Source organism: Parabacteroides sp. AF27-14 (genome assembly GCF_003635425.1).
In the GTDB taxonomy this organism is placed as follows: Bacteria; Bacteroidota; Bacteroidia; order Bacteroidales; family Tannerellaceae; genus Parabacteroides; species Parabacteroides distasonis.
Genome location: NZ_QTLZ01000006.1, coordinates 136,681 through 158,152, shown reverse-complemented (window position 1 = coordinate 158,152; position 21,472 = coordinate 136,681). Strand labels below are relative to the sequence as shown.

Here is a 21,472-nt window from a genome sequence, read left to right as displayed (position 1 = left end):
TCTACTGTATCATTTCGAATAAAATAATTATTTAACAACCACCTTAACAGCAGCCTCACCCTCTACAGCTACAGCTACGATACCTGCCGGTACAGCGATTGTAGCGTTATCAGATGAAAGAACTGTCTCAGCAACCACCTTACCTAAGATGTTAGAGATAACAACAGACTTGCCAGCGGCACCTTGGATTGTTACAGTTCCAGCGTTAGCGACAACAGAGATAGCAGAAGCTCCTTCTTCAACGTTATCGTTGGATGTCGGGTGTAATGTCGTAGCCTCAGCAACGAACTCATGAGCCTCGTCACGATTATCCGTCCAAACTAATACGTTGTTGATAACTTTCAAATAAGAAGTTACATCTTCACGATCAGTCTTAGTTGCATCATCTTCGTTTGCAATCTCCTTTGTTGTCTTATTCTCGATCTTCAATGTATTATTTGCAGTTGTAACAAATGCCATTGCAGCCGGATTTACAGACATAGTCTTCAAGGTATCAACAGCAGTTGCTTTTTCACGAACAATAGCTAAAGAATCCTCACCATAAACGATAGCTTTAACAAAAGCTGCTTTCACCAAACCTTCTGTAGCATTCCAATAAGCGCTACCTTCATTTGTCTTAGATGTATATTTATCATCATCACCCTTAACCGCAGAATAAACAGAATCTTGAGGATTTACCAAGAAATATCTGTAACCATCAGCGATAGCAGCAGAGTCTAACCCATTACCTGTTGTGATGTAATAAGTAGGTCTAGTTACATCTTTTACACAAGCAGTATCAATCCACAAACCAAACAAGCTGTCGATATATTCTTCTTGACCTGCCAACTTAACCTCCGCAAACAAAGACTTAGGATTCATGGAAAGAGCTTTACCATCAGCCTCGGCAGATTTAACCAACATGTGAGAAGGAGCATTCAATGTAGCGTAGTCCGGAGATGGCTCTACTACCAAGTCAAAATAGTTGTTATTTACAGCTGAAGCTGCAGCAGAGATCAACTTACCAGTATTAACATCCAATACCACAATCTTATCACCTGTAGACAATAAATAACCATTGCCCTTAGCTGTTTTGAATGTGAACTCAGAACCAGCAACTGCAGGAGTAGCTGTATTATCTTCTTTTGCCAACTTAAATTCATTATCCTTAGCTACAACATACTCTTTTGTATATTGCTTGTAAAGTTTATAAGTAGCCGTAGCTAAAGTATCACCTAAAGCGATAGCACCTACACCAGCTTTGTGTTCATCAGCATTGCTAGTCCAGACCTTACCCGTTTTATCTTTAATTACTTCAACCTTGAATTTAGCAGCGTCTTCGGCTGTAGTTTTCTTAACCTTCAATACGCCGTCAACGATTGTATACAAATCATCAACACCCTCCGTACCGGAGATCAAGTTCAATGTATAAGCGAAGTTATCGATAGCGACTTTATCCAAATACTTCGTAGCCATATAATTGTATTCCTTGCCACCAGCTTTGATATCTTTCTGATATTCGAAGTAGAATTCCTCACCAGCCGCTAAGCTTGCAGAGGCAGCGCTATTTACAGCATCCACTCTGTAAGCGTCTTTACCTGTTACCTTATAGATCTGAGCGGCAGCAGTTGTAAGACCTTGGTTGAAGTTACGTTCAACGAATTGGTATTTACCACCCTTAGCAACTACATAGAACTGACCAGCAGGGTTATATGCATTAGGAGCATCCTTCTTCAATTCCAATCCACTAGCCGTAGCATAAACATACTTAAACTCATCACCAGATTTAACCTTGATGAAGTAAACACCATCACCAGTAGGCAATGTAGCCGGAGTGCCCTTACCTAATTTTACGGAAGGAGCGACACCTTGCTCGATTGTAGAAGGAGTACCAGAAAGTTTAGAGACTGTCAATACCTTTGAATTGGTTACCTGAGCATATACTACTTGAACATCAGCAGCAGTACCTGTAAGCGCAACTTCAAATTTCTTAGTAGTTGTATTATAAACAGGTGCATTCTTTACATAAACAGCGACTTTATCGTTTGATAAGTCTTGAATAAATTTGAACTTTTGAAAATCACCATTCAATACTGTATGATAACCATTATCCAACCAAGTTGAGTCTTTTGCGAATTTATAGCCAAACACATCCTTTTGCCCAGCGATCGTGTACTTAGTTGTATCCAAACCGAAGTAAGCATCCTTTTCACCGATCTTATCAGCGCCAACTTCCTGCAACTGTACATAATCAGCATCAGCACCAGTCAACTGAGTAGCTACTAATTCTTTGCCCTCAAAGATGTTCTCTTGATAAGCCTCTCCAAAGTTCAAAGAGAATACAGTGAAACCATCGCCTAAGTCAGAGGCAGCCAAAGTACGAGCCTTCAAAGCCGAATTTACTTCCGAAGTGAATGCTGTAGCGGCACTAGCAATGCCCAAGGATAACTTACCTCCAGACACAACCAATCCTAAAGATCCGTTCGCAGAATAATAAGCAGAAATCTTGCCGTCAGTAGTTACAGACCACTTGTCAACACCTGCCGCTAAATTAGGTTTAGCATCTTTTTTTGCAGCGAAAGACAATACAGCACCAGTCTTTTTGTTAGTGAAGCTGTAAAGCTTGTTTCCTGTAGCATCAACTCCAGCTTCAGTAACCTTCCACATAGCAGAGTCAATAGAAGCTTTAGGAGCAGTTGCCAAATTGCTAAATGTTTTTACCACTACAGAGTCCGATTTAGCTCCATAAACAGCTAAATAATCAGAAGAACTGGACTTCAACATGGTGTAACCGTCTGTTTTGGTGATTTGGGCTGAAGCAACAGCCGAAATCATTGCAAGTCCAGCTACAAGAGTAGAAAACTTTTTGTTCATAATTCTAAAATTAATATTAATACTAGTGTTAATTAAAAGCTCTTCAATATTTTGCCCCTTCAAATTGGGCATAAAACGACTAGTCTAAACGATCGTCTAAATCTTGCGTTTTTTTAGTGCCAAAACAGGAGATTTGTTGAAAGAATCCGTTGTTTCGTAAAGGATAACCTATCCTATTGATAAGAAAGAGGATAAGCGATAAAAAAATAATGCGGAAGGGTTGTAAGTGTCGAAGAAACGCGTACCTTTGCAAATGACTAGAAAAATCGATCGTTTAGACTAGTCGTTTCTCACATTCTATTCCATCGCACATAAAATATACATCACCTATATAGTAGTATAACCTCTATGCGTATTGCATATATTATAATGTACGAGCGTACATTATATATTATCTATGTCGTTGACTGATTATCAATTCTTCTTTCTAAATCCAAATAAGCATGCTTATCGGATAAGGTGAATTTGAATATTTCCAGCAGATACACCGAGCATTATCCGCCAACAGTATTATATACGGATTATCAGCATATTACATTTACAACTAGATGTAACGCTGTTTACTTCCATATGTAAATGACTTTACTTCTAGAGGTAAACACTTTCGTTTCTACTATATGTAAATACTTTCGCTCTTGCATGGAAGCGCCTCGTTTACGCTTTTATTGGTCAAAATAACGACTATCCTATGTACTTGAACTCTTTTTTCATAAATTTGTCGCTTTATAATAAACTGAGTAAAAAATGAATACACACGAACTTTGCTGCGTAGGACACATCACCTTGGATAAGGTAGTGACACCTAAGAATACCGTCCATATGCCGGGAGGAACCTCCTTTTATTTCTCGCATGCGATAAAACATTTCGATGATATTGACTATACTCTAGTGACAGCCTTGGCTGAATCTGAGATGAAAACGGTGGAGGAACTACGAGCCGAAGGTATCGACGTTGCCGTGATGCCAAGTAAGCACACCGTTTATTTCGAGAATATTTATGGAGAGAACCAAGATAACCGTACGCAACGTGTATTGGCGAAAGCAGATCCTTTCACCGTAGAGTATCTGGAGAACATCGACTCCAAGATCTTCCACCTTGGTAGTTTGCTTGCCGATGATTTCTCTTTGGAAGTGGTAAAGTATTTAGCGGGGAAAGGCTTAGTATCGATTGACTCGCAAGGGTATCTACGGGAAGTAAGAGACAAGGATGTATTTGCCGTGGATTGGCCAGAGAAAAAAGAAGTACTTAAATACGTGCACTTCCTCAAGGCTAACGAACATGAGATGGAGGTGTTAACCGGATATACCGATGCCGTGAACGCAGGAAAAGTTATCTACGATTGGGGCGTGAAAGAGGTATTGCTGACTTTCGGAAGCATGGGATCTATCATTTACGACGGTTCCACTTTCCATAAAATCCCCGCTTACATACCGAAAGAAGTAGTAAACGCTACCGGAGCGGGTGATACTTATATGACAGGATATCTCTATAAACGTGCCAAAGGCGCAAGCATAGAAGAAGCCGGACGTTTCGCGGCAGCTATGACAACATTGAAAATCGAAGGAATAGGCCCATTCAACGGCACTAAGGAAGATGTGTTGCGATGCTTAGAGACAGCGGAACAACGAATGCCTGAGTAGTTGAAAATTGAGAATTGAAAATTATTCGCTCTCTCCTAATTTTCAATTCTCAATTCTCTATCTTTAATTATTCTTGAATGCTTTGCAGAATGTAGTCATTAGCAAGATACAAAGCCCTAACAAGCCGACCACGATATAAGCGTATTTCATATTGAAAGCCTGCGAGATCGCTCCGATCAACAAAGGTGCGATCAATGAGCCGATAAAACTGATGCTAGAAAGGATTGTCAAGGCAATTCCCACCGGAGTTTTCGATTTAGCACCCACCAAGCTATAAATAGTAGGCACCATACACGAGATACCCAAGCCTACCAACATAAAGCCCAAGGAATTCACGATCACCTTCACCGTCATCGATTCGAACATTCCACCCAACATGGCTGAGATAAAGAAACCTGCAAAAATAAAGAAACCCGCTAATTGCAATACCTTCTGCTTTCCTAAAACGCTATAGGCGGAGTTCGTGAGAAAACGGCCTACCGTCATCATCACCATGAACACTAAGAAACCGATCTGCAAGGATTTAGGAACTTGTAGTACCGATTCGAAGTAAAGTCCACTCCAATCAAACATCGCACTTTCCACCACCAAGGCAAACAGTCCAACGATACCTAACTGGATCAACAGCATTTCCGGCTTACGGATAAAGCTCAACAATGCCGGAGCTTCTTTCTTCTCCGCTTCCTTCTCTTCCTCCGGTGATTCAACCGCTACGTCTTCCTGCAAATACTTCCGGCTTACCAAAACGATCATCACAATCAATAAAGCAATCAACGTAAAATGCCAGAACGGAGTAACACCGGATACGATCATGATAAACCCGATCAAAGCCCCTAAACAAGCCGCCAGACTCCAACCTCCATGAAATGAGGCCATAATCGTACGTCCATAGAGCCGCTCGATACCAATCCCTTGCGTATTCAAGGATATATCGCAAAGATTCCAGAACACCCCAAAACAGAATAAATAGACACCCAGCAGATAAATATTATGTGCCGTACCGATTGCGAATAAGGCCAAGGCATATCCCAACACACTGGCCTGCGCCATAATACGGCTTCCCAACTTCGACACCAAATAACCCGCTAACGGTATCGCCACAAACTTACCTACCGGGATCAGGAACAAGACCAAGCCCCAATAGAAAGCGTAATTCACCTCAAAGAAATCCTTCACGTCCGGAATACGGCTAGCCCAACTAGAGAAACAAAGACCTTGCGCTAAAAAGAAAGAAAGCATCGCATAACGAACCCGTTCCTTGGGAAAAGCGCTACCCAATGGAGTATTCATTTTTTCATTCATTATCATTTACTTTTATTGTTATCATCTATTCGAGAAAGAGGCACGAACCCCATTCCTCCGCAAAGCTATCAAATATATCCTAATCCCCTAAGTCCTAAAAGTAGAATTTATTAGGTAGATTCCCTAATGAAAAGTATATTTGCGAAATATGCACAGGAATGTTGACTAAATCGAGGATGATATGAGAAGCTGGATTATCTTTTTAGGATTATTATTTACCACATTCACACAGGCACAAGTTATTACGGGAAGGGTTACGGACTTAAATAACCATCCTATCGAACTAGCGGTCGTGATTATACAAACGAACGATTCAGTATATGTAAACTCCACCTATACGGACTCTTTGGGCTCTTTTAGTGTCAAAGCGGAGATATCCCCTTTCCTCTTAACCGTCCAGCATCTGCTGTATGAAACGTATCAAAGCACTTATGACTCACTTACGATAGGCAATATACAACTGAACGAGAAAAGCCAGACGCTTTCGGAAGTATCTGTTACCGGAGAGCGTCCTTTAGCCAAGGTTGTTGATGGGAAAATAACCTACAGCATGCCACACTTGTTAAAAGACAAGATGGCTGCTAGCGCTTACGAGGCGATCCTAGAACTACCGGGAGTGCGGGAACAAAGCGGGAAAATACAACTTGCCGGAACAAATGAAGTCACGGTTATCATCAATGGCAAGACCACCAATATGGGTGAGAGCCAATTGGAGAATCTGCTTAAGAATATGCCCAAAGAACGTATTCAAGAAGCAGAGATCATGTATAGTGCTCCACCCCAATATCATGTACGCGGGGCCGTGATTAATCTGGTCCTTAATAACGGTACTTCCGAGACTCCCAAACTGCAAGGACAAGTCAATGCTCTATACAACCAAGGGCATTACGCTAATTACCAAAGTGGCGCTACTCTCGTTTACAACACGCCTAAATATTCTACCGATCTCATGTACTCCTTCGGCTACCACAGGGAACGGACAGGTGAGGATATCTTATCACACCATTTATTCGATGGTAAGACCTACGAGATCGAGCAATTCGACAGAGGACATACCCGGCTCCCAGTCCATACCATACGCCTAGGCAATGATTGGTTCTTGAACGATAAGAACAAACTAAGCTTCGCCTATACCTCAGAGATCCAGCAATGGACTCATCCTTTCACCTCTTCTGTAGGAACCTATTCGGATTCCGAAAACAGAAAGAAATCCGACAAACCGATCCAGATGCATAATCTGGCGCTCGACTATGCCTCCGGGTTCGGCCTTAATGTAGGGATTGATTTTACCGCTTACATCAATCATACGACACAATATTACCAAGAGAAGAAAGCCGGGAAAGAAGATGCCTTCAACGCTAAATCACAACAAGACATCCGTAGGCTCTCCGTCTACGCGGACCAGAACCATAAATTAGGAAAAGGCTGGATGCTCAACTATGGGACAAAATTCAGCTTCGCCTCAGACAAAAGTTCTCAGGTATATCATTCACTGCGCGAACACGATTGGTCCATCTCTAATAGTTACAGTAAACTGGATGAATATGTATATGATTTATATACCGGCTTTTCCAAAAGCTTCTCTGATAACCTATCCGTAAACGCCTCTTTGACCGGAGAGTATTACAAACATAAGGAGATTGATTATTGGAGCTTATTCCCAATGATGGAAATCACGTACCGAGCCCACCCCAGCCACATCCTGCAATTATCCGTTTCTTCAGACAAGACCTATCCCAGCTATTGGGAGATGCAGAATACGGTGTCTTATCTGAATGGATATACCGAGATACAAGGTAACCCGGATTTAAGGCCGTCCAGACTCTACTCTGCCCAATTGAACTACATCCTAAAAAACAAATACATTTTCACGCTATACGCAAATTATATAGACAATAATTTCAACCAGCTCCCCTATCAATCCTCCGAGAGACTAGTTCTTATCTATAAGACACTGAATTTCGACTATTCCAGTAAGCTAGGCCTAAATGTAATGATACCATTCAAAGCCGGCTCCGTGCTTGATTCCAGATTAACGTTAAACGGTTATTATGACAAGATGAAATGTGATAATTACCATGATATAAGCTTCAATAAAGATAATCTGGCATTCTATGCCGAATTAAATAATACGTTCAACATCTCATCGAAGCCTACTATCAAAGCGGAAGTATCCGGTTCTTATATTACCCGCAACATTCAAGGCCCAATGACGATCAGCAGTATGTATAACGTAGACGCCGGCTTGAAATGGATCTCCCCCAACGGCAAAGCGGAGATCTCTTTAAAAGTAGATGACATGTTTAATTCATGGGTCCCAAAAGATCTTAATCTCCAATACAAAACACAAGACTTACATATGCGTATGATCCCGGATTCCAGACGAGTCTCCTTATTCTTTATCTATAAATTCGGAGATTTTAAAGCAAAAGAGCATAAAGAGGTGGATAGTTCCCGATTCGGGAAATAAAAGTCGATGGTCTATACTACGCTTTCAAAGTACATTCATTAGTTCCGACACGTAAAGCCAAATCATGTAATGAAGGCGGGTTCAAATATTCGGAACATATAATATCCCGGGCCTGATAAATTTTATCCCGATCGGAAAAGCCTACTATCTTTGCGTTAACCGGTTCTTTACCTTCCGTCTCCCGCATAAATAAAGACAAGCACTCGGTTACTTTTGCTTCGAGATACATTGGCGAGGCATTTCCCATCATCTGAGAGACCTCAAGATCATTCAACGCCACAGATAAAGCGATTGGAATCGAGAGATTCTTGGGAGCGATAAAGAAAGTCTCCCCCCTGTCGAATCGCAAATAAGCACTCCCGAAGTACTCCGTATAACGTTCCGACAAATGTTGGAAGAAATCCGGCGACACCAGAATACTTGTCATACCAAAAGTATCTCCTTTACGGAACAGATTCCGCTCTTCCTTGATACCAGAACTTACGATCATATTCGTATACCCTTTCCGCCAAATCCGCTTATCCCGTGTCTCCGACAAAAAGCATTCGACGATCCCCTGACGAACAACAGAAAGTCCCATAAACGAGTTACCGACATTTAGGGAACGCATGCAACAATCCTCCTTGCAATAGATCTGGTATCTTGTCACATTAAAATCCCTGCATCTGAAATCACTGATACGATAGGTCAATAATTTGTTCTCCGCCTCCCAACAGTTCTCTTCTAGCCCTCCTGAACGATTGGTAGAAAAATAACTTATATCCGGCATTTCTAAAGCGATCGTATCTCTTCCACGAGATGAGAGTTCTATGTGTACCATTTTTCCGTTTGATTAAAATACACTTCCTTCTTGCGTAAATAAACCAAAAGCAAAGATCCCATCTTTGTACCGGATAATCAATCCCTATAAATAGGTATATTATGAATAAAATAAAACCAGAGATAAAGGATAACATCGCGGAGACCTTGTTTATTCCCTTACTATCACGCGCTCACGAAAGTCACCGGAAAGATGCGATATTAAAAGACCCGATGGCATGTGAGCTTGTTGAGAAAATAGATTATGATTTCGCCAAGTTTGGTAAAATCACGATGAGTACTACCGGAACCGCTATCCGCCTACGTCATTTCGATCGTTTGGTCCAGCGATTCATCGACCGTAAGGTAACTGAAGATCCGGTAGTGGTATCAATCGGTTGCGGATTAGACAGCCGTTTCCAACGTGTCTCCAACCATAACCAAGCGACCTTCTACGAACTAGACTTACCTGAAGTAATCAATTTGCGTGAAAAGCTATTCCCTGCCTCCGCTAAAGATCTCACGATCAAAGGCTCTATGCTCGAGACGGACTGGATGGATATGTTGAGACAAAAACATCCTCACGGCCGCTTCCTTTTCCTCGCGGAAGGTGTAATGATGTATTTCAATGAGGAACAGGTAAAATCTGTTATCCAAAACCTCGCCCAACGCTTTCCCGGATGCGAGATATATTTTGATTTCGTCAATAAATGGGCCGCCCGCAACTCCGACAAGCATGAATCGGTAAAACGGACAAAAGCCCGTTTCCATTTCGGACTAAACGATCCGCACACAATCGAGCAATGGTTCCCCAAGCTCAAACTGATCGAACGATTCTATTTCATCAGCGAAGAGAAAAAACGCTGGGGACTACCCGGCCTGATCATGTGGTTAATCCCGGCGCTACACAAATCTTTTGGAATCGTAGGTTATAAAGTTGGAGAAATAAGTAAATAGGTTATCTACCAAATAAAAAAGCTAGTTCTGTATTCGATCATGAGTTTTGGTATTAAATAGAAGACCTCCACGTAGTTTATCAGAAGGACTTTCCGACAATTGTACCCCCTAATCGTTTTTTGGGGAAGGGGATACGATTTGGATACTCAACCGTATCTTTTCGTGCGCCTTTTTGGGCTTTCAAGCAAGACTAAAACATAAAAAAGCCCACAATACGTTAATATTGCAGGACTTATCTCTTTTGGCTTTGTTCTTATGTGATCCGCCTGGGGCTCGAACCCAGGACCCCAACATTAAAAGTGTTGTGCTCTACCAGCTGAGCTAGCGAATCATCCTGTGCGTTACTTCTGTAATGCGGGTGCAAAGGTAGGAGTATTTTTTTAATATGCAATAGGCATGGCTATTTTTTTGCGATTAAATCTGAATTTATTTTCTCTCGCTTAGGTTGATGAGCAAGGTTTCCGGGATCTAACTCATTATCTTCGTGCAAGATAAAGCGTTTATAGTAGGATAAGCACAATGTTGTCAATGGGAGGGCTATTATTAAGCCTATAAAGCCTAGGATCGTTCCCCAGATGGATAATGAGAGTAAGATGATGGCGGGATTCAGTCCCATAGCCTTACCCATTATGCGAGGGGTAAGATATAAATCCTGTATACATTGTACGATACCCAAGACTAAAATAGCCATACCAAAGATCAACCAGAAGTTCTCGCCAGTCTCGGCCGAACGCAATAAGCTCAATAGAATCATCGGGATAATACCGATCGCCTGCATATAGGGAATTAAGTTCAGCACGCCGATAAACAGGCCCAGCGTGACCGCCAACGGGAAATTAATGATCTTAAAGCCGATCGCGAGGAGAACCCCTACAGAAAGAGCGATCAACGATTGTCCGCGGAAATAACGATTCATGCTGTATTCCACATCCTCAGCCAAACCTTGCAGGAACGGACGGTAACGCTCCGGTATCAAATCGATCCAACCATTCGCGATCTTCTCATAATCCAAAAGGATGAAAATAAAGTAAAGCAAGATCACGAACACGATCGTGATACTGAAAAGGATTGAGAAAGTGTTCGATAAGATAGACCATAACTGGGGCGCAATCTGCTTCACCGCTTTCAACAAATTCTCCTTACTCAATAACTCCATGATCTGGGCGAAGTTCACATTACTTTCCAGATATTCCATCCATGAATGCGGGATCAAAGGGACATGACCTTCACCGGGATCATGTGTGCGGATCAGTTCTAGCGTTTTATCCGCCTCAGCCGCAATGGAAGGAATGACCATGACTACCAGCAACGTTATCAATAGCCCTAAAGTCACCAATACCGCCATAATCGATAAGATGCGGCTCTTAAAACATAATTTATATTGGAAGAACTTTACGAACGGTTGCATCATATAAGCCAGTAACCAAGCGATCAGGAAAGGTAACAAAGCGTTTCGTAATAAGGCTATCAAATAAATAATTCCTGAGATGACCAGTATACCGAACACTATGCGTATTACACGGTCAAACGTAAAAGGCTTGTCAAACAGTGGATTCATATTATTTTCATATCTTTGCTTGCGACAAAGATAGAATAAAGTAGAATATATAAACATCATGATACGTAAAATATCCTTTTTCTTCCTCATTTCTTGCTTATACCTTTCAGTGGGGGCACAGACTCCACAACCTATCAAGCAATTCCTGCGCAAGCCTTATATGGAAGGAGCTTCATTTTCCTTGATCGTGAAAGAGGTTAACAGTGGCGAGACGGTATTCGCTTACGATACAATCCGGCAGCTGACCCCAGCCTCGGTCATGAAAACGGTTACGACCGCTACCGCATTGGAGATATTGGGCGAGGATTATCGCTTTCCCACGACATTAGAATACGACGGCTCCATCGAGAACGGCTTGTTAAAAGGCAATTTATATATCAAGGGAAGCGGAGATCCTAGCCTTGGCTCAGCGCATTTAGCCCCGGATCATAAGCGGTTTCTACAGGAATGGATCTCCGCCTTGAAAAAGGTGGGTATCCATAAAATACAAGGAGCCGTAATCGCTGATGAAAGTATATTTGACACGGAAGGCACTTCCCTTAAATGGGTTGGCGAAGATATGGGTAGTTATTATGGTGCCGGAAGCTATGGGATTTGCGTATTCGACAATCTTTATAAATTAGGGTTGCAAACCGGAGCTCCCGGAACCCGCCCGAAGTTGAAAGGAACCGAACCGGAATTATCCGGCATCCATTTCCATAATTACTTAACGACCCAGCAAGTATCTTCGGATAGTTCTTTTATCGTAGGGGCGCCATTCGCCACGGATCGTTATTTATATGGCATTGTCCCCGCTAACCGGGAATGGTATCCGCTCAAAGGGGATATTCCCGACCCGGCTCTTTTCCTAGCGGATTATCTCACTAGGCAATTGGAACATGAAGGGATCACGGTCGACGAATCACCGTCCTGTTTCCGTATCTTGCGGGAAGCCGGTAGGTGGCAACCCGGGAAACGGACCGAGATTGTTACCACTTACTCCCCTACGCTTCGGGAAATCGTGGAAGTGACCAATCATGTCAGCCATAATTTATTCGCCGATGCCTTGATCAAGACGATCGGCCTACGCTATACGCCCCGTAAGGGAGAGGTCATATCTTCTTTTAACCGGGGTATCCAGGTGCTTCGGGACTATTGGCAAGGGAAAGGACTCGACCTCTCGTGCGTCTGGATGTACGACGGTAGCGGTCTTGCGGTTACCAACAAGTTATCAACAGCTTTTGTGGCTGATTTATTGATTTATATGAAAACCTGTTCACAACAACACACAGCCTTCTACGAATCATTGCCCGTAGCGGGGGTAGAAGGCTCGGTGAGGAACTTCTTAAAAGGCTCATCCCTCCAAGGAAAAGCTCATCTTAAAAGCGGAAGCATGAGCCGGGTAAAAGGATATGCGGGATATATAAACAAAGGCGATAAGCAATACGCCATCGCCCTATTCGTAAACAACTATTCCTGCGACGGACGTCCTATGACCGTAGCGATAGAGAAATTATTGCTCCAGTTGCTCAACTAACCAGCGGTTATTTCGGCAGGATCGATCTACGCTCTATCATCTCTAGGAAATGCTGTTTATAATTGTCGGAGATCGGGATATACTCCTTTCCAAAGACAATCCGATTCCGCTCGATCACCTTGATCTTCTCCGGCTGGACGATAAAAGAGCGATGAACACGCACAAAGCGATCCGAAGGTAACATATCCTCCAAACTCTTCATGCTCATCAACGAAAGGACCGGACGGGGCTCATCCTCCACGAATATCTTCACGTAATCCTTTAATCCTTCAATATATAATATCTTGCGCAGCTCTATTTGCAACAGCTTATACTCACTCTTGACGAAAATACTCTCCATCCCGCCCTTCTCCGCGATTGGCGCGGATCCTTCCTTCTCTTCCGAAGACACCGGCTTACGGAGCAGCTCATACCATCGCAACGCCTTATTCGCCGAGGCAAGGAAGTCCGGATAACTAATTGGCTTCAACAAATAATCCAGCGCGTTTACCCGGTAACTATCCACGGCATATTGATCGAAAGCCGTCGTAAAAATGACACGGGTATCGGCGTTCAAGATACGGGAGAACTCCAATCCGCTCAACTCCGGCATCTGGATATCCAGAAAAAGCAGATCCACCGGCCGATCCCGTAAGTCGGAAAGAGCGTCCAAGGCACTATTATAAGTCCCTTGTAAATCCAGAAACGGAGTTTTCAAGACGTAGCTTTCCAGCAAGCTAACCGCTAAAGGTTCATCGTCAATAATAGCGCAAGTCAATCTCATATCTCAGTCTCGTTTATAGTAATTGATAGATAAGAAGAATAGTTATCCCCCTCCCGACCGCATTGGAACGAGAAATGCCCCGGATAGAGCAGCCCCAAGCGTTTCTCCAGATTCACCAGCCCGATACCGGAACCACTTTTATCTTGATCCGGGCTTTTCGGGAAATAGCTATTCACAATAGTACAAACTACCTCTGCCCCCTCCTGATGGATATCCAAATGGATGAAAGACGGCTTATTATTGCTCACCCCATGCTTAAACGCGTTCTCGACCAAGGAGATAAACAACAGGGGGGCGATCAAGGTTCCCGGGGAGGAAGCGACGATATTCGTTTTCAGCTCCACATGTTTGGGCAGGCGTATACGCATCAGCTCCACATAATTACGAAGGAAGTCGAAATCCTTCTCCAAAGAGACAAAAGGCTGGCTACTCTCATACAAGACATAGCGAAGCAAGCGGCTCAAATCGTGCACCGCCTCCTGCGCCTTCTCCGGGCTGAACGCTATCAAGCTATAGATATTATTCAACGTATTAAACAGGAAATGCGGGTTAAGCTGGCTCTTCAGGTTCTGCAATTCCGCCTCGGCACGCTCCTTCTCCAGTTCCCGCTGGATAGCCGCCACCCGGTACCATCCGTCCGTCATCTTGATCGCCACGCTAAGGCCGGCTACCAAAGAGTAGATAACGGCGTTGACGAGAAAGAACCCCACCGTCTCGTTCAACGGGCGGGGCGGACGAGCCGGATGATGCATCTCCGGCGGATAGAAATAGCGCATGCAGAGATGCACGAACAGCATCATACCCCCGATAAGCAATAGGTTGATCAGCAGGAAACGCCCTGTCCGGCGGTTAAACAAATACCGCCTCACCAGCCACCCGTAATTCAAGTAGAAGACGAGCATGAAGGAAAGCGGCACGATGATGCTCCGGAAATAGCCCTCGAACGTGACTTGCGACTCCCTCCCCGTGAAGAAGAAGGGGGAGCAGAACAGGATACCCCATCCCGCAATGTGTATCAACTTTCCCAAACCTTTGATAGGGGGAGATTGTGGTGTGTCATTCATCTTATTATCCTCTTTAGTGCTACGCAAATATAGTCATTCCTACCGTTATATGAGCCATGTAGCCTTATCTAGTGAGCATTCGTCTACTCATAGCGTATGGCCTCGATCGGGTCGAGCTGCGCCGCCTTCTTGGCCGGGTACCATCCGAAGAACACGCCCGTCACCGTACATACCACGAAAGAGAGCAGTACGCTCCACGGCTGGATATAGATCGGGAAATGCGCCACGACATTCACGATCAAGGCGGCTCCCACGCCGAAAAGCACGCCGATCAATCCTCCGGTCACGCTGATAAGGATAGACTCGATCAAGAACTGAGCCAAGATATCCATGCCTTTCGCGCCGATACTCATACGGAGGCCGATCTCCCGCGTACGCTCCGTCACGCTCACGTACATGATATTCATGATACCGATACCACCAACGAGAAGAGAGATACCAGCCACCGCGGCCAGCAACGTCGTCATTATATCCGTCGTACTTGTCAACATCGTGCTCAACTCCTGCATACTCCGGATCGTGAAATCATCATCATCGGTTTCCCGCAGCCTATGGTTACGCCTCAGTATCTCTGATATCTCGTCTATGGCCTGATCGGTGTACTCCTCCTTGAGCGCCGAGCAGGTTATACCTTGCAAATGGGTAATGGCCAAGACCTTTTTTTGAATAGTTGTGTATGGAGCTAAGATCAGGTCGTCTTGGTCCATTCCCATGCTATTGTATCCTTTGCTTTTCAGTACGCCCACGACCCGGAACGGTAGCTTCTGGAAACGGATCACCTTACCGACGGGATTCTCTCCGCCGGGGAAAAGGTTATCCACCACCGTCTTCCCGATCACGCATACCTTGGCGGCGGTCTGTACGTCCTGATCGCTGAACATATCGCCATCCTCCACCTCGTATCGGCGTATCTCCATATAATCCGGGCTGATACCGTAGACGGTAGTCGGGGCGTTATTGGCGCCATAGATGGCCTGCCCGCTACTGTTCACGGAGGGCGAGGTGGCGGAGACGTAGCGAGTCTCGTTCACGATATCCTCGTAGTCCTGTAGCTTCAGCGTCTCCATGGCAGAGGCGTCTTGGCGGACACCACCACGCATGTCGGCTCCCGGCTGGATCATGATCATGTTCGAGCCCATCTCGCTGATCTGCGCCTGTATACTCCGCTTCGAGCCTTGACCGATGGCCAGCATCGTGATCACGGAAGCCACGCCGATGATGATACCCAGCATCGTGAGGAATCCCCGCAGCTTGTTGTTGGCCAAGGCCCGGAGGGCTATCTTTAGTAAATTCGTCGTATTCATTCTAAATAATATGCTATTACCACATTAATTCATTATTCTAATCATCATTCTTGGGCAGGCGGGCCAAAGCCTCGGCGGCGCTCAAGATATTCGTATTCACCGTATCGGCGGTTACATGACCGTCGCGCAACGTGATATTCCGGCTGCTGTATTGGGCGATCTCCGGGTTGTGGGTGACGAAGATAATCGTGCGTCCCTCGGCGTGCAGGCGCTGGAAGAGCACCAAGATCTCGAAAGAGGTACGGGTATCCAAGTTGCCGGTAGCCTCATCCGCAAGGATCACCGCCGGATCGTTCACCAAGGCACGGGCGATCGCCACACGCTGCATCTGGCCACCGGACATCTGGTTACTTTTATGCATCAGTCGGTCTCCCAAGCCCACGGCGATCAAAGCGTTGACCGCCTTCTCCCTACGTTGGGCCGCTTTATAAGTAGGATTGTACATGAGAGGAAGCTCTACGTTCTCTACCGCTGTCGTCTTCGGCAACAGATTGTAATTTTGAAAAACGAATCCGATCTTGCGATTCCGGAGGGTCGCTCGCTGCCGCTTGTTCATGGTGCGCACGGATACTCCGTCTAAGTAATACTCCCCGCTCGTAGGAGTATCAAGGCAACCCAGCGTGTTCAACAACGTACTCTTTCCGGAGCCGGAGGTTCCCATGATCGTAACGAACTCCCCCTCGTGAATCGTGAACGACACGCCTCGCAGGGCATGGACGGTCTCGTCGCCTACGTGGAAGTCTCGTTTTATATTGTCTAATCTGATAATTTCTTTCATGACGCAAACTATCTCTTATTTTTGTTGCTTCCCGGAGGGCCCGGCATGAAGGGGCTACGCTCCGCTCCTGCACCTACTTCCGGCATGTTGGCGGCGCTCGCTAAATCTACGGCTACCTCATCGCCCTCGCTCAAGCCCTCGGTTACTTCGGTCACGCTGTTGTTGCTGGTTCCGACCGTAATCTGCCTCGGGCTCAAGGTATTTCCTTGGCGGGACCAAACCAAGCGTTTTCCGGGTTGTACCTCCGCATTCGGATCCGTCACGGTCATACCCAACGATTCCATGATGGCGGGCTCGGGGATAAAACGAAGTGCCTTGTTCGGCAAGGTCAGGATATTCGCACGTTCCAACGTATAAATCGTGATATTCGCCGTCAAGCGAGGTTTCAGTTTCAAGTCCGGATTATCTGCCGTAATCACTACCTCGTAGGTAACGACCGTAGAAGAAGAAGTACTGGAAGAAGCGCTGGAAGTGCTTTCGCTGTCCCCTAAACGAATCTGACGAACCACGCCCTCGAATTGATCGTTCGGGTAGGCATCCACCGTAAAACTAACTCGTTGACCTTCTTCCACGTTCCCTATATCCGCCTCATCCACATCCGCTATTACCTGCATCTTCGTCAAGTCGGCGGCAATGGTAAACAGCGTCGGGGTCTCGAAGCCGGCGGCAACGGTCTGCCCTTCCTCAACGGCCCGGTTGATAACCACTCCGTCTATAGGGCTCGTGATCGTGGCATATTCGAGATTACGGTTTACTTTCACCATGGAGGCCTGACTCTGGTCGTAAGCGGCCTTCGCCTTCTCATAATTATAGGTAGCCGTCTCATAATCCGTATCGCTAATCAATTGTTTCTCGTGAAGCACCTTGCTACGTACGTAGTTCTTTTGTTGATACTCGAACTCCGTCTTGCTGCTCGCCAATTGCGCCTCGGCGGAACGAAGTTCGGCTTGGAGGTTGATCTTATCCATCTCGGCGATCAGTTGGCCGGCTTTCACCACGTCGTTATAATCAGCGTACAACTTATCGATGATACCGGAGACCTGCGTACCTACCTCAACCTCGGTAACGGGCTCTACCGTACCGGTGGCCGTAACCGTATTCGTGATCGTGCTGCGCCCTACTTTAGCGGTCTCCAGCTTGATCCCGCCTTTCGAGGATTTGCCCGTGAAAAGGAACACGCCCCCCGCTATAAGGATAACGGCAACACCGCCCATGATTAGTTTCTTCTTGTCCATATTCTGATTCGTTTTATTTCTGTTTTACGTTGTATTCTTGTTCAAAAGGCCCCCGCGACCTCCGTCGCAGGGTAACCTTGAAAAAAGAGAGTGGAGTAAATATATATATCCATTAGTGGGTTAATAATTCTCCGCAACCGGCTTCTTCTGATAAACATTCAGCAATTGAACGCTCATCAAGGCCATGTATTTCGCTTGTAGCTGCTCTTGCTGGGCGGTCAGATAATTGTTCTTCTCCGTCAATAGCTCAAGCGTATTTTTCATACCGAGGCTGAATTGCTCATCGATCAAGTTATAGCTTTCTTTCACGTAACTCAAGCGTTCGGTAGCCGAGGTATATTGGGTCTGCGACGAGGTAGCGTCCAGATAGATCCCCTCCACGGTTTGCAGCAATTGCTTTTGGGCATTCAGCAACTCCAACTGGCTGGTGGTAATCGCGTATTTCGCCTTGTTATAGGCCGTCTTATACTGGCGGTTACTGAAGATAGGGATGCTGATCGTCAATCCGACACTCTCGTTGAAGCTATTCCAGATCTGGCTACCGAAAGCGTAATCCGTTCCGGAAAGATGGCCGGTACCCAGCCCGGCGTTCATGGAGAGCGAAGGAAGGAAAGCACCTTTCGCCTTTTTCTTCTCCAGCTCGGCGATATCCACGGCCAGCTCACTGCTCTTTATTTGCGGCATCACGGCCAGAGAGGTATTGTAAATCGTTTGCTTGCTCGGAAGCGGGGTTAAGATATCTTTCTCCGTAAGCTCCGGCATCACCAATTCGATCTCTTCGGTTATATCCAGTTCTAGTAATTGCTTCAATTGCAACTTATAATTGTCTAGATTCGTCTGGGCTACGACCAATTGATATTTATCGGTGCTTAACTGGCTTTCCAACTGAGCCAAATCCACTTTCGAGATCGAACCGGCACGTAGCAACTCCACCGCACGATCCCGTTGCGCCGTAGATACCTCGACCGTATTTTGGTTGATACGAACGGACTCCATCGCATATAGTACCTGCATATAGGTCTGTATCAAGGAGATTTGGATATCATCCTCGTTTTGCTCGATACCCAGCTCATCGACGGTATTTTGTATTTCCTGTTGCTTGATCGCCTGTACACGTTGCCCTCCATCAAAAAGCGTCCATTTAGCGTTCAGCGCATAATTACCGCTATAGCTATTATTCGTAGCGGCGTCGCTCGAAGGATAATTCACGAATCCTTGGGTAACCGAAGCCGAAAGGGAAGGGAAAAGCTGTGCTTTCGCCTGCTTCGTATCCTCTATACCGGAAAGATGCGACACCTTGCTTTTCTTTACTTGGATATTATGCTCCAAAGCGTAATCCAAGCAAGCACGCAACGTCCATCGGGTAGGTTGCTCTTGTGCCTTACTCCCTACACAGAGGAAGAACAGACATGCGAATAATAAAGCGTATTGTTTCATATTGCCTTCGTTTTCTATCTTTTTACGAAAGCAAAACTATATTACCTTAAAAACATGGGCAACCAGACTAGAAAAAGGGGCTGTTTTCACCGATTAAACGGGCAATTGCATCGACAGGAAAGCGTGCGGATATATATTTATAAGGCCATCGATTTGACAATTTGACAAAATGATAACCGAAGTCCCGGAGAATCGATTATTCCGGGCAAAGGTACGGCTCACTCCCAAATACGAAAGAAAAAAACGGCAATCATCTCGCTAATAGACGAATACCCAAAAACAGTCTTTTATTCCAGTGAAATGAATTCATCCTAATTCATCTATTTAGACAAGAAAAAGGGTGAAACAGTGTTACGATAGGGTTGTAACAGGCTACGAATGCCTATTCACAGGTACTCACAACCCAATGCACAGCCGCTCACAACGCCTAACGCAAGTATACGCATCAAGGAATGCGTCCTCTCGCAAGCTGTCTCGTCACCTATTATGTCCCAAATCGGCCTCTTTTTAACGAAAAAGCACGCTTATCACCACTTCTTTCCCACGATCTCGCTACCTCCGCACAAAAGGTGTGTCAGCGGATTTGCGTTATATCGAGCAAGAAGTAAGAATAAACGCCATTCCACCTATCTTTTATCGGCTCAAAAGTAGTCATTCTTCTTAAAGAATCAGCTCAAATTGAGCCGATTTGATCCTCAATAATACAAAATAACCCCGGCGATACCTGCCAAAATAATCATCAAGATAGGATGTATCTTGAATTTCCAAGTCAAGATAAAGGCGGCGCCAAAGATCAAGAAGCTCTTGTAGTCGATGAAGTTCTCTTTATTCATTAATAGCAAGGCAGCGGCGGCGATCAAACCGACCGTAGCCGGGCGCAATCCAAGGAAAGCCGCCTCTACATATTTATTATTCCGGAACTTAGCGAAGAAATAAGAGATCAAGAGAACCAATATGAAAGAGGGCAGACATACCGCAAATGTCGTCAGGCAAGACCCTAGGATACTCATCGTCTCCGAATACCCCGCATTATGCACCGCCGTATACCCTATATAGGTAGCGCTATTGATACCGATCGGCCCAGGTGTCATTTGAGAGATAGCGACAATATCGGTAAACTCCTGCAAGGAAATCCAACCATAGCGGTCCACCACGTCGGCTTGTATCAAGGATAACATCGCATACCCGCCACCAAAGCCCAATATACCGATCTTCAGATATACATATAATAATTGCAACCAAATCATATCAGCCCTTCTTATTTAAACCATACACCAAACCTCCGGCTATAGCCGCCAAGATAATCCAAGCGGGAGACACCCCACCCATCCAGATCAGCAATGCCGCCCCGACAGGTATGATCATTTGCACGTAACTCAACTTGATAGAGCGTGCGGTTGTCAGACAAGGCACGGCGATCAAGGCGACCACCGCCGGACGCAATCCCATAAACGCCTTCTCCACCCATACATTATCCTTTACCTGCGTAAAGAATAACGCGATCAAGAGCATGATTACAAAAGAAGGGAGAATCGTACCCAAGGCACAAACAAAACCGCCCCATGTCTTCTTCAGTTTATAACCCACGAAGATCGCTATATTCACGGCGAAAATACCCGGCAACGATTGGGCCACGGAGAAAACGTCGATAAAGTCCTCTTTCGTCATCCACCCCCGGTCCACCACATCCCGCTGGATAAGCGGCAACATGGCGTATCCACCTCCGATGGTAAACATACCGATTTTCACGAATGTCAGAAAAAGCGTCCAATACATACCCTTATCTGTTTACGTTG

The 21,472-nt window shown here is 45.2% G+C and carries 16 protein-coding genes and 1 tRNA gene; 4 read left to right on the top strand and 13 right to left on the bottom strand.

What is annotated here, in order from left to right; translation table 11 throughout:
* Positions 1 to 27 precede the first annotated feature (27 nt).
* Positions 28 to 2,925: a DUF6383 domain-containing protein gene (locus DWY79_RS08930; protein WP_233563954.1), complete on the bottom strand. Its 2,898-nt coding sequence runs from the start codon at positions 2,923 to 2,925 to the stop codon at positions 28 to 30.
* Between the two features lie 672 nt (positions 2,926 to 3,597).
* On the opposite strand from DWY79_RS08930, the gene DWY79_RS08925 reads away from it, so the two are divergent.
* Positions 3,598 to 4,494, top strand: coding sequence for a PfkB family carbohydrate kinase (locus DWY79_RS08925; protein ID WP_005867349.1), 897 nt, complete (start codon positions 3,598 to 3,600; stop codon positions 4,492 to 4,494).
* A 63-nt stretch (positions 4,495 to 4,557) separates the two neighbouring features.
* Here the strand turns inward: DWY79_RS08925 and DWY79_RS08920 are convergent, their stop codons facing one another.
* The gene (locus DWY79_RS08920; RefSeq protein WP_081031961.1) at positions 4,558 to 5,796 is read right to left on the bottom strand and encodes an MFS transporter; all 1,239 of its coding nucleotides are present in this window, start codon (positions 5,794 to 5,796) and stop codon (positions 4,558 to 4,560) included.
* 181 nt (positions 5,797 to 5,977) lie between these two features.
* Here DWY79_RS08920 and DWY79_RS08915 point away from each other — a divergent pair, with 181 nt between their 5' ends.
* Positions 5,978 to 8,266: an outer membrane beta-barrel protein gene (locus DWY79_RS08915; RefSeq protein WP_122369217.1), complete on the top strand. Its 2,289-nt coding sequence runs from the start codon at positions 5,978 to 5,980 to the stop codon at positions 8,264 to 8,266.
* Between the two features lie 16 nt (positions 8,267 to 8,282).
* On the opposite strand, the gene DWY79_RS08910 is transcribed toward DWY79_RS08915, so the two are convergent.
* Positions 8,283 to 9,086 (bottom strand): AraC family transcriptional regulator, encoded by an 804-nt coding sequence (locus tag DWY79_RS08910; RefSeq protein WP_233563953.1) that lies wholly within the window; start codon positions 9,084 to 9,086, stop codon positions 8,283 to 8,285.
* A 101-nt stretch (positions 9,087 to 9,187) separates the two neighbouring features.
* Here DWY79_RS08910 and DWY79_RS08905 point away from each other — a divergent pair, with 101 nt between their 5' ends.
* Positions 9,188 to 10,021, top strand: a complete 834-nt coding sequence (locus tag DWY79_RS08905; RefSeq protein ID WP_036615536.1) for a class I SAM-dependent methyltransferase — start codon at positions 9,188 to 9,190, stop codon at positions 10,019 to 10,021.
* Between the two features lie 258 nt (positions 10,022 to 10,279).
* Here DWY79_RS08905 and DWY79_RS08900 read toward each other — a convergent pair.
* Positions 10,280 to 10,352 (bottom strand) — tRNA-Lys (locus DWY79_RS08900).
* 69 nt (positions 10,353 to 10,421) lie between these two features.
* The gene (locus DWY79_RS08895; protein ID WP_121772135.1) at positions 10,422 to 11,579 is read right to left on the bottom strand and encodes an AI-2E family transporter; all 1,158 of its coding nucleotides are present in this window, start codon (positions 11,577 to 11,579) and stop codon (positions 10,422 to 10,424) included.
* A gap of 58 nt (positions 11,580 to 11,637) precedes the next feature.
* Here DWY79_RS08895 and dacB point away from each other — a divergent pair, with 58 nt between their 5' ends.
* Positions 11,638 to 13,095: a D-alanyl-D-alanine carboxypeptidase/D-alanyl-D-alanine-endopeptidase gene (gene dacB, locus DWY79_RS08890; RefSeq protein ID WP_122369216.1), complete on the top strand. Its 1,458-nt coding sequence runs from the start codon at positions 11,638 to 11,640 to the stop codon at positions 13,093 to 13,095.
* Between the two features lie 7 nt (positions 13,096 to 13,102).
* Here the strand turns inward: dacB and DWY79_RS08885 are convergent, their stop codons facing one another.
* The 8 genes from DWY79_RS08885 to DWY79_RS08850 all read right to left on the bottom strand — a co-directional run bounded on the left by DWY79_RS08885 (position 13,103) and on the right by DWY79_RS08850 (position 21,452).
* Complete coding sequence (locus DWY79_RS08885; RefSeq protein WP_008772909.1) at positions 13,103 to 13,858, bottom strand: LytTR family DNA-binding domain-containing protein; 756 nt, start codon at positions 13,856 to 13,858, stop codon at positions 13,103 to 13,105.
* A complete protein-coding gene (locus DWY79_RS08880) occupies positions 13,855 to 14,922 on the bottom strand; it encodes a sensor histidine kinase (protein ID WP_044545769.1) in 1,068 nt (355 codons plus the stop codon). Before DWY79_RS08880 ends, DWY79_RS08885 begins: the two co-directional genes overlap by 4 nt.
* A gap of 83 nt (positions 14,923 to 15,005) precedes the next feature.
* On the bottom strand, positions 15,006 to 16,226 hold the full coding sequence (locus tag DWY79_RS08875) for an ABC transporter permease (protein ID WP_122369215.1): 1,221 nt from the start codon (positions 16,224 to 16,226) through the stop codon (positions 15,006 to 15,008).
* A 37-nt stretch (positions 16,227 to 16,263) separates the two neighbouring features.
* Entirely contained in the window at positions 16,264 to 17,004 is a 741-nt protein-coding gene (locus DWY79_RS08870) for an ABC transporter ATP-binding protein (RefSeq protein ID WP_048927065.1), read from the bottom strand.
* Positions 17,005 to 17,012: 8 nt separating this feature from the next.
* Positions 17,013 to 18,239 (bottom strand): efflux RND transporter periplasmic adaptor subunit, encoded by a 1,227-nt coding sequence (locus DWY79_RS08865; protein WP_122369214.1) that lies wholly within the window; start codon positions 18,237 to 18,239, stop codon positions 17,013 to 17,015.
* 120 nt (positions 18,240 to 18,359) lie between these two features.
* Positions 18,360 to 19,676, bottom strand: a complete 1,317-nt coding sequence (locus DWY79_RS08860; protein WP_008772912.1) for a TolC family protein — start codon at positions 19,674 to 19,676, stop codon at positions 18,360 to 18,362.
* A 695-nt stretch (positions 19,677 to 20,371) separates the two neighbouring features.
* Positions 20,372 to 20,923, bottom strand: a complete 552-nt coding sequence (locus tag DWY79_RS08855; RefSeq protein ID WP_005867334.1) for a chromate transporter — start codon at positions 20,921 to 20,923, stop codon at positions 20,372 to 20,374.
* A gap of 1 nt (position 20,924) precedes the next feature.
* Entirely contained in the window at positions 20,925 to 21,452 is a 528-nt protein-coding gene (locus DWY79_RS08850) for a chromate transporter (RefSeq protein WP_005859800.1), read from the bottom strand.
* Positions 21,453 to 21,472 lie beyond the last annotated feature (20 nt).

Bases quoted from the DNA above. Each gene is read 5' to 3' on its own strand.
- DWY79_RS08905 (WP_036615536.1), top strand. From the start codon at position 9,188: ATGAATAAAATAAAACCAGAGATAAAGGATAACATCGCGGAGACCTTG.
- DWY79_RS08920 (WP_081031961.1), bottom strand. From the start codon at position 5,796: ATGAATGAAAAAATGAATACTCCATTGGGTAGCGCTTTTCCCAAGGAA.
- DWY79_RS08925 (WP_005867349.1), top strand. From the start codon at position 3,598: ATGAATACACACGAACTTTGCTGCGTAGGACACATCACCTTGGATAAG.
- DWY79_RS08865 (WP_122369214.1), bottom strand. From the start codon at position 18,239: ATGGACAAGAAGAAACTAATCATGGGCGGTGTTGCCGTTATCCTTATA.
- dacB (WP_122369216.1), top strand. From the start codon at position 11,638: ATGATACGTAAAATATCCTTTTTCTTCCTCATTTCTTGCTTATACCTT.
- DWY79_RS08895 (WP_121772135.1), bottom strand. From the start codon at position 11,579: ATGAATCCACTGTTTGACAAGCCTTTTACGTTTGACCGTGTAATACGC.
- DWY79_RS08915 (WP_122369217.1), top strand. From the start codon at position 5,978: ATGAGAAGCTGGATTATCTTTTTAGGATTATTATTTACCACATTCACA.
- DWY79_RS08910 (WP_233563953.1), bottom strand. From the start codon at position 9,086: ATGGTACACATAGAACTCTCATCTCGTGGAAGAGATACGATCGCTTTA.
- DWY79_RS08930 (WP_233563954.1), bottom strand. From the start codon at position 2,925: ATGCCCAATTTGAAGGGGCAAAATATTGAAGAGCTTTTAATTAACACT.
- DWY79_RS08850 (WP_005859800.1), bottom strand. From the start codon at position 21,452: ATGTATTGGACGCTTTTTCTGACATTCGTGAAAATCGGTATGTTTACC.
- DWY79_RS08880 (WP_044545769.1), bottom strand. From the start codon at position 14,922: ATGAATGACACACCACAATCTCCCCCTATCAAAGGTTTGGGAAAGTTG.
- DWY79_RS08860 (WP_008772912.1), bottom strand. From the start codon at position 19,676: ATGAAACAATACGCTTTATTATTCGCATGTCTGTTCTTCCTCTGTGTA.
- DWY79_RS08870 (WP_048927065.1), bottom strand. From the start codon at position 17,004: ATGAAAGAAATTATCAGATTAGACAATATAAAACGAGACTTCCACGTA.
- DWY79_RS08885 (WP_008772909.1), bottom strand. From the start codon at position 13,858: ATGAGATTGACTTGCGCTATTATTGACGATGAACCTTTAGCGGTTAGC.
- DWY79_RS08875 (WP_122369215.1), bottom strand. From the start codon at position 16,226: ATGAATACGACGAATTTACTAAAGATAGCCCTCCGGGCCTTGGCCAAC.
- DWY79_RS08855 (WP_005867334.1), bottom strand. From the start codon at position 20,923: ATGATTTGGTTGCAATTATTATATGTATATCTGAAGATCGGTATATTG.